Here is a 986-nt window from a genome sequence, read left to right on the forward strand (position 1 = left end):
ATTCTTTGGCAGGACGTTTTTTTACTTACGAAGATGACGAGGAATGGTGGAAGTGCGGATTTATATCTAACCCAAAATATAAAAAACGCACTGGCATTATAACCTTTCGTGTGTCTAACGACCTTTGGGATGTGTTTACCAAGTTCGCCAAGGGGTACAGAGAATTTGAGTTAAACAAGGCTCTTGCGCTACCTACTGGGTATTCCCTTAGGTTTTACATGTTAATGAGTGGGCAGGTGTACCCTTTGGATATATCCCTTGAAAACTTGAAAGACCGTCTTGGCATACCTGCGGACAAATACAAGGACAAGAACGGAAAAGACAGAATAGATCATTTTGAGGAAAGAGTTTTGAAACCAGCAAAGGCTGCGCTTGATGAGAGCTGCCCATACACTTTCAACTACGTGAAAGTGCGTGAAAACCCAAACAACAAACGTAGCAAGGTGACCGGGTTTAGGTTCTACCCGGTCTATCAACCACAGTTCAGAGATGAAGAACTGGAAGGGAAAGAATTGCAAGCAAAGGTTACAGCACGATATCAGATAGACAGCCATGTGTACGAGTACCTCCGTTATTCCTGCGGCTTCACATCGGAAGAGATAAACCGGAACAAAGAGACATTCATAACGGCACAAGAAAAGATAACCGACCTTATCGGAGAACTGGCTCTCCTAAACGGAAAATCACGAGAAAAGAACAATCCGAAAGGGTGGATTATAAACGCCCTTAAAGGGAAAATCAAGGATAAGTAACAAGATTACCCGGCTGAAACACTCCGGGTAATCTTGTCAAATCAGAGGAACGATTTCCATTTCTACACCAAGTTCTTTCATCTGCTGTTGTATTTCCTCGCTGCTTAGTTTCTCTCTCGCCAGTGCAAGCCCATGAAAGGCGTCCCAGCCTGCCGGCTTCGAAACGATACTACCGTTTAGGACGGCATGGGTGATTTCGCCGCCGGACTTCGCACCCTTGTTCAGTATGAAGAA

1 protein-coding gene and 1 pseudogene are annotated in these 986 nt (G+C 44.6%); one reads left to right on the plus strand and one right to left on the minus strand.

Features of this window, described 5'->3' with window-relative positions:
• Window positions 1-752, plus strand: a 752-nt coding sequence (locus BACCOPRO_RS07800) for a replication initiation protein (RefSeq protein WP_008142499.1), incomplete at its 5' end; no start/stop codon positions are given.
• Window positions 753-788: 36 nt separating this feature from the next.
• Here BACCOPRO_RS07800 and BACCOPRO_RS07805 read toward each other — a convergent pair.
• Window positions 789-986 (minus strand): annotated as a pseudogene (locus BACCOPRO_RS07805) (hypothetical protein); the annotation flags it as partial.

The organism is Phocaeicola coprophilus DSM 18228 = JCM 13818 (genome assembly GCF_000157915.1).
In the GTDB taxonomy this organism is placed as follows: Bacteria; Bacteroidota; Bacteroidia; order Bacteroidales; family Bacteroidaceae; genus Phocaeicola; species Phocaeicola coprophilus.